The organism is Blautia sp. RTP21359st1_E11_RTP21359_211015, assembly GCF_040910705.1.
GTDB lineage: Bacteria > Bacillota > Clostridia > Lachnospirales > Lachnospiraceae > Blautia_A > Blautia_A fusiformis.
The window spans coordinates 1-6,766 of the sequence record NZ_JBDGAB010000096.1 but is presented as its reverse complement, the minus strand read 5'-3'; the positions used below and the strand labels follow the sequence as shown (position 1 = coordinate 6,766).

6 protein-coding genes and 2 pseudogenes are annotated in these 6,766 nt (G+C 46.1%); 4 read left to right on the top strand and 4 right to left on the bottom strand.

The features are described 5' to 3' along the window. A pseudogene (locus AB5026_RS18475) lies at positions 1 to 988 on the top strand (2-hydroxyglutaryl-CoA dehydratase); the annotation flags it as partial. 135 nt (positions 989 to 1,123) lie between these two features. Here the strand turns inward: AB5026_RS18475 and AB5026_RS18470 are convergent. Genes AB5026_RS18470 through AB5026_RS18460 form a run of 3 tightly spaced genes read right to left on the bottom strand, consistent with a single transcriptional unit; the run spans position 1,124 to position 2,274 of the window. Beyond that, positions 1,124 to 1,747: a manganese catalase family protein gene (locus AB5026_RS18470; RefSeq protein ID WP_015527157.1), complete on the bottom strand. Its 624-nt coding sequence runs from the start codon at positions 1,745 to 1,747 to the stop codon at positions 1,124 to 1,126. A gap of 3 nt (positions 1,748 to 1,750) precedes the next feature. Beyond that, entirely contained in the window at positions 1,751 to 2,032 is a 282-nt protein-coding gene (locus tag AB5026_RS18465; RefSeq protein ID WP_021651377.1) for a spore coat protein CotJB, read from the bottom strand. Continuing rightward, entirely contained in the window at positions 2,029 to 2,274 is a 246-nt protein-coding gene (locus AB5026_RS18460) for a spore coat associated protein CotJA (protein WP_015527159.1), read from the bottom strand. The genes AB5026_RS18465 and AB5026_RS18460 overlap by 4 nt, the downstream gene beginning before the upstream one ends. Positions 2,275 to 2,518: 244 nt before the next feature. Here AB5026_RS18460 and trkA point away from each other — a divergent pair, with 244 nt between their 5' ends. Next, positions 2,519 to 3,877: a Trk system potassium transporter TrkA gene (gene trkA, locus AB5026_RS18455; RefSeq protein ID WP_015527160.1), complete on the top strand. Its 1,359-nt coding sequence runs from the start codon at positions 2,519 to 2,521 to the stop codon at positions 3,875 to 3,877. Positions 3,878 to 3,889: 12 nt separating this feature from the next. After that, positions 3,890 to 5,329 (top strand): TrkH family potassium uptake protein, encoded by a 1,440-nt coding sequence (locus AB5026_RS18450; RefSeq protein WP_250789305.1) that lies wholly within the window; start codon positions 3,890 to 3,892, stop codon positions 5,327 to 5,329. Between the two features lie 182 nt (positions 5,330 to 5,511). On the opposite strand, the gene AB5026_RS18445 is transcribed toward AB5026_RS18450, so the two are convergent. Further along, positions 5,512 to 6,414: a radical SAM protein gene (locus tag AB5026_RS18445; RefSeq protein ID WP_161209106.1), complete on the bottom strand. Its 903-nt coding sequence runs from the start codon at positions 6,412 to 6,414 to the stop codon at positions 5,512 to 5,514. Positions 6,415 to 6,683: 269 nt separating this feature from the next. Between AB5026_RS18445 and AB5026_RS18440 the strand changes: the two are divergent. Then, positions 6,684 to 6,766: pseudogene (locus AB5026_RS18440) on the top strand (DNA-binding response regulator); the annotation flags it as partial.

The window sequence follows — 6,766 nt, the reverse complement described above, 5'->3', positions numbered from 1 at the left end:
GTCTCAGACAGGCGGCGGCTGCCGTGCCTCCAACTATATCGCATTCATCCGCCGTGCTCTGAAAAAAGCCGGCATGGAACAGATTCCGGTTATCTCCCTCAACTTAAGCGGACTGGAGAGCAACCCTGGCTTTAAGCTGACACTGCCGCTGATCAAGCGTATCGTTTACGGTGCCGTATTCGGTGATATCCTGATGAAATGCGTATATCGCATGCGTCCTTACGAGCTGGAAAAGGGTATCGTAAACCGCAAGCACAAAATCTGGGAGCAGCGCGTCATTGCCTTCGTAACAGGCAGCAGCGTCAGCCATGGTACCTTCAAAAAAATGTGCCGTGAGATGGTCCATGATTTTGATACGATCCCGATCTCCGATGAGAAAAAGCCTCGCGTTGGTATCGTAGGTGAGATCCTTGTCAAGTTCCTGCCTGCTGCCAACAACCACCTGGCAGATCTTCTGGAGGCAGAAGGGGCAGAACCGGTTGTTCCGGATCTTATCGACTTTATCTGCTACTGCTTCTACAACCAGAATTTCAAGGTTGAAAAGCTTGGATTCAAGAAATCCAAGGCAACCATCGCAAATCTTGGTCTCAGAGCCATCGACTGGCTGAGAAAAACAGCAAATGAGGCTCTGGAGCAGAGCCGCCACTTTACACCGGCCGCAGATATCCGTGATCTTGCAAAAATGGCTGCGCCCATCGTTTCTGCCGGAAATCAGACCGGTGAAGGATGGTTCCTGACCGGAGAGATGATGGAACTCATCCATGGCGGTGTCCCGAACATCGTCTGCATCCAGCCTTTTGGATGCCTGCCGAACCACATCGTAGGAAAAGGTGTCATCAAGGAAGTTCGCCGTGAGCATCCGGAAGCCAACATTGTTGCCATCGACTACGATCCAGGTGCCAGCGAAGTAAATCAGCTGAACAGGATCAAACTTATGCTTTCCACAGCACAGAAGAATCTGCATAAAGACGATAAAAAAGACGCATAACAAGAAATGTAGGTTACAAACATCTTTTTCCAAGAAAACAAATTCAAAGCTGCACAGCCGCAGGATTCCTGCCGGCTGTGCAGCTCTTTTTATTTCAGATATGATTCCTGTCAGACAGATTTTTTCTCTGATCCATCACTCTTCACAGGAGGCTTTGCACGGAGCATCAAAGCTCGGGTTAAAGGCATAGAAATTTTTGGCATCCAGCTGCTCCTGCACGGATCTCAGTGCTTCACCGAAACGCTGGAAATGGACTACCTCTCTTGCCCGAAGGAAACGGATGGGATCTGCAACCTCCGGGATATTTTTCACCACCCGGAGGATATTATCGTAGGTGGAGCGTGCCTTCTGTTCTGCCGCCAGATCTTCAAACAGATCCGTGATCGGATCACCCTTACTCTGGAATTCGCAGGCATTAAAGGGCACTCCACCTGCAGCCTGCGGCCAGATTCCCACCGTGTGGTCAATATAATACGGCCCAAGTCCGCTGTTCTCGATTTCTTCCATAGAAAGATCCTTTGTCAGCTGATGGACAATGGTGGACACGATTTCCAAATGTGCCAGTTCTTCTGTTCCCACATCATTGAGCACTGCCGCGACCATCCGGTTCGGTGCGGTAAAACGCTGGGAAAGATACCGCATGGAAGCTCCTATTTCTCCGTCCGGCCCGCCATACTGGCTGGATATAAACTGTGCCAGCTTTGCGTTAGGCGTCTTGATATTTACAGGATACTGGAGTCTTTTTTCATAATTCCACATACCTTATCTGCACCCTCCTTCCTGTTCCCATGGAAACGGCTGTTCCATCCACTGCCATGACTTAAGATTGCTGTCGTTTCCGGTATCAATGGTCAGCGGTCCATAAAATTTTGCATATTTTTCCAGAAGCTCATTTCTTCTTGCTGAAAGCTCACTGTAATATTCAAGAGCTCTTTTTTCTTTTGGATGCGTATCCAGAAAAAGGAGAAGATCGTCAATGGCAAAGCTTACCTGGTCAATAAACTGCAGCAGTTCTTTTTTGGAAGTACAATTTCCATACATCATCGACTTCCTCCTCTCCTGCCGCAGAACGGCTTGCAAAGCTCAGGGAAAATAGTTCCGACCTGAAGAGCTTTTTTCAGCTCAAAGGTAGGCGCAAATTCCTGGTATGGCACATACGCCATTGCAGGAACCTGTTTTGCCATATCAGAAAATGATCGATCCGTCCGGCCTGCCATCCCGCTATTCATCCCACAGGTATACTGATATGGCCGGCAGCCCGAACGATTCATCTGAAATCGGTCCATAATCGAAATCCTTTCATTCATGATCACGCTATATTTTATGACCGTTTTTTAAACTTGTGAAAACAGGAATGTTCACTTTCCTTCATATATATCTATCTTTCTGCCATTTTTTTCTATATATACAGGAAAATATTACTGTTTAAAAATCAGATATACAGTGCTATAATATCCTTGCCTATCTTTACACGGATGGGCGCTTTTACTTATGATTTGTAGCCCTGACCGGCTATTGAAGGAGGAAATTATGCAGGTAATTATTGTAGGCTGCGGAAAAGTCGGTAGAAATCTTGCAGAGCAGCTTCAGGCAGAGGATATTGATATCACTCTTGTCGACGTTATTGCCGACAAGATCAATGATCTCTGCGAAAATATCGACGCTATGGGAATCGTCGGTAATGGTGCCAGCATCAATACTTTAATGGAGGCAGGTGTTGATACTGCAGATATTCTGATCGCAGTTACCGCTTCTGACGAGTTGAACCTTCTCTGCTGTCTGATCGCGCAGAAAGCCAACCACTGTCAGACCATCGCCCGCGTCCGTAACCCCATTTATGAAAAAGAAATCGGATTCATCAAAGAACGTCTTGGTGTTACCATGATCATTAACCCGGAGTTTGCCGCTGCCCAGGAAATTTCACGGCTTCTCCGTTTTCCATCTGCGATCAAGATTGACACCTTTGCACGTGGTCGTGTAGAACTTCTCAAGTTTAAAGTTCTCCCGGAATTCAAGCTGGACGGAATGAGCGTTTCCCAGATCTCAGATGCTTTCCGAAGTGATATTCTGGTCTGCGCGATCGAGAGCCGTGACAATGTATCCATTCCTGGTGGTGATCACATTATACACGACGGAGATATGGTTTCCATTCTGGCTTCTCCGCTTAATGCAGCGGCATTTTTCCGTAAGATCGGTCTCAAGACCAATCAGGTCAAAAACTGTATCATCGTAGGTGGCGGAACCATTTCCTATTATCTTGCCCATGCACTTCTGGGTATGAAGATCAGTGTCAAGATCATCGAGCAGAACAAAAACCGCTGTGAGCACTTAAGCGAACTGCTTCCAGATGCGACTATCATCAATGGTGACGGAACGAACCGTTCTCTTCTGCTAGAAGAAGGACTTTCCGAGTCCGAATCCTTTGTCACTCTGACAAATCTGGATGAGGAGAATGTATTTCTTGCTCTCTTTGCCAAAAGCATCTCCGATGCCAAGCTGGTTGCCAAGGTCAACCGTCTGGAATTTGATGATGTCATCGACTCCCTGGATATCGGAAGTGTCATCTACCCGAAAAATATCACTGCTGATTATATCCTGCAGTATGTCCGTGCCACTCAGAACAGCATCGGCAGCAATGTAGAAACCCTTTATCATATTCTGGATGGCAATGCAGAAGCACTGGAATTTGCGATCCGTGAGGAATCTGCCGTAACTTATATCCCTCTTGCAGAGCTGAATCTCCGCAAGAATCTTCTGGTGGGATGCCTGAACCGCAACGGCCGCATCCGCATTCCCCGTGGTCAGGATATGATCCAGGTGGGAGATACCGTGATCATCGTAACCACTCACAAGGGGCTTCGCGACATCACAGATATACTTGAAAAATAGAGGTACTGCCAAATGAATTATTCGATTATTATTTATATCCTGGGATGGATCATGAATGTGGAGGCTGTCTGTATGCTGGTTCCCGGCATCACTGCCCTTATCTACCGCGAAAAATCCGGTATTGCCTTCCTGATCACGATTCTGGCATGTCTGGCCATCGGTGTTCCACTGGTCAGCCGCAAACCGTCCAAGAAAGCGTTTTACGCCCGTGAAGGCCTTGTGACTACTGCTTTAAGCTGGATCGTCCTCAGTATTGTCGGTGCTGTGCCGTTTGTGCTCAGCGGGGCTATCCCGAATCCCATTGATGCTTTTTTTGAGATTGTTTCCGGTTTCACTACAACCGGTTCCAGTATTCTCTCCGATCCATCACAGATGCCTTACAGCATCAATATCTGGAGATGTTTTTCCCACTGGATCGGTGGTATGGGTGTTCTGGTATTTATCCTGACACTGCTTCCGCTTGCAGGTGGCTATCATATGAACCTTATGAAGGCAGAAAGCCCCGGTCCTTCCGTAGGAAAGCTTCTTCCAAAAGTCCAGTCAACTGCCAAGATCCTGTACAAGATCTACATTGCACTCACTGTTGCACTGATCATCCTCCTGCTTCTTGGGGGGATGCCTCTTTACGACAGTCTCTGTGCAGCATTTGGAACTGCCGGAACCGGTGGGTTCGGAATCAAATCCGACAGTATGGGAAGTTACAGCTTATATATTCAGATCGTCATCACTATCTTTATGATCCTGTTTGGCGTAAACTTCAATGTCTATTTTCTTCTTCTCACCAGGAAGTTTTCTCAGGCATTGAAATCTGAAGAGGTCCGCTGCTACTTCTTTGTGATCATCGCCTCTGCCCTGATGATCACTTTCAACGTCCGGCATCTGTTTGACAATGTGTGGGAAGCACTTCAACAGGCATTTTTCCAGGTTAGTTCTATTATCACCACCACCGGTTATGCCACTACGGATTTTAACCAGTGGCCTGCGGTATCCAGAACGATTCTGGTACTGCTTACCTTCTGTGGTGCCTGTGCTGGCAGTACAGGCGGCGGAATCAAGATTTCCCGTCTTCTGCTTCTTGCAAAATCCGTCCGCAAGGAACTGCATCTTTATCTGCATCCCAATGCAGTAAAAAAGATCAAAATGGACGGAAAAGCGGTGTCTCACGAAGTTATGCGTGCCACCAATATTTATATGATCGTTTATCTGATGATCGTGGCTGCATCTATCTTTATCATCAGTTTTGATGAATTTGATCTTGTAACAAATTTCACAGCCGTAGTCACCACTTTAAACAATGTGGGTCCCGGTCTTTCCCTGATCGGTCCTACCGGAAACTTCGGGATCTTTTCTCCGCTGTCCAAGCTGGTCCTTTCTTTCGATATGCTGGCCGGCCGACTGGAGCTATTTCCGATCCTGATCCTTTTCCTTCGTGAAACCTGGAAGAAATTCTGATAAATATTCGTCATATTTTGCTATGTTTGTGGCATAAATTGTTCTTTTCACATTTATTTCAAATGTTAGACACACTTTCTTCACATTTTTACTGTATATTATAAGTCATAGAAGGTGATGAACTTTCTATAATATTTTTCTTTTTCATACGCGCCGGTACGAAAGTACCGGCCTCCTTCCATTTATGGAGTATTTTTTTCCACTCCCTCATAATCGAAATCCGGAATAAAGCTTTCTGAAGCAGTTTCTCCTTCCTGGATAAATCCATTCTGAATCCCCATATCCACAGCAGCATCCAGAACTTTTTCATACTCTCTTTTTGTAACTTTCCGGTTTAATTCCTTAAATTCCACAAATTTTCTCACCGGCGTATACTGATTCATAATACTGATATAAATATCTTCCCCATAGGTTTCATGAAGATACCTCAGAGCCTTTATGGAATTTCCTGTATGTCCCGGCAGGATCAGATGACGGACAATGGTTCCTTTCCGGATGTATCCATCCTCTCCAAACTCACATTTCCCGGTCTGACGCACCATCTCTCCAATTGCAGCCTTTGCAGCCTGCACATAATCCGGCGCATAAGAAAATTTCTGTGCAAGCTCCGGATCCAGATATTTCAGATCCGGAAGATAAATGTCCACATATCCTTCCAGAAGCTTCAGGGTTTCTGTTTTTTCATACCCGCTGGAATTATACACCACCGGAATATCCAGGCCCTTCCTCCGGGCCATATCCAGTGCCTCTATGATCTGCGGTACATAATGTGCACCTGTTACCAGATTGATGTTTGCAGCTCCTTTTTCCTTCAGTTCCAGAAAAATCTCTCCAAGCCGTTCCACACTTACAGCCCGTCCCCTGCTCCCGATGGCAATATCATGATTCTGGCAGAAACAGCAACGCAGTCCGCACCCGGAAAAGAACACTGCCCCGGAGCCTTTTGTTCCAGAAATGCATGGTTCCTCCCACATATGAAGCGCCGCTCTTGCCAGATAAATTCTCTCATCCATGCCACAGAAGCCTTTTTTCCCTGCACCCCGGTCTGCCAGGCATTCTCTTGGACAAAGAGCACAAGCTGACATAATTTCTTCCGTACAGTGCGCGCTCCCTGCCATACTGCTGATTTTATTTTCATTCTCCACTTTCACTTTTCTCCTGATCTTTCTTCCAATATCGTTATTTTCTGTTATCTAGTACTAGTTTAGCACATCACGTCTGCTGCCAACAAGGCTTTCTCTGTTTACACTATATCCTTAATATAGTACAATGGATTTCATGGAATCTTAAGAATTTACCCCTTTCGTCTTAATTTCCGGCTGCTATTCTAATAACATCAGGGAGGTACAAAAAAGTGGCTAACATACTTGTTTGCGATGACGACAAAGACATCGTGGAAGCTATCGAAATCTATCTTACGCAGGAAGGCTATCACAT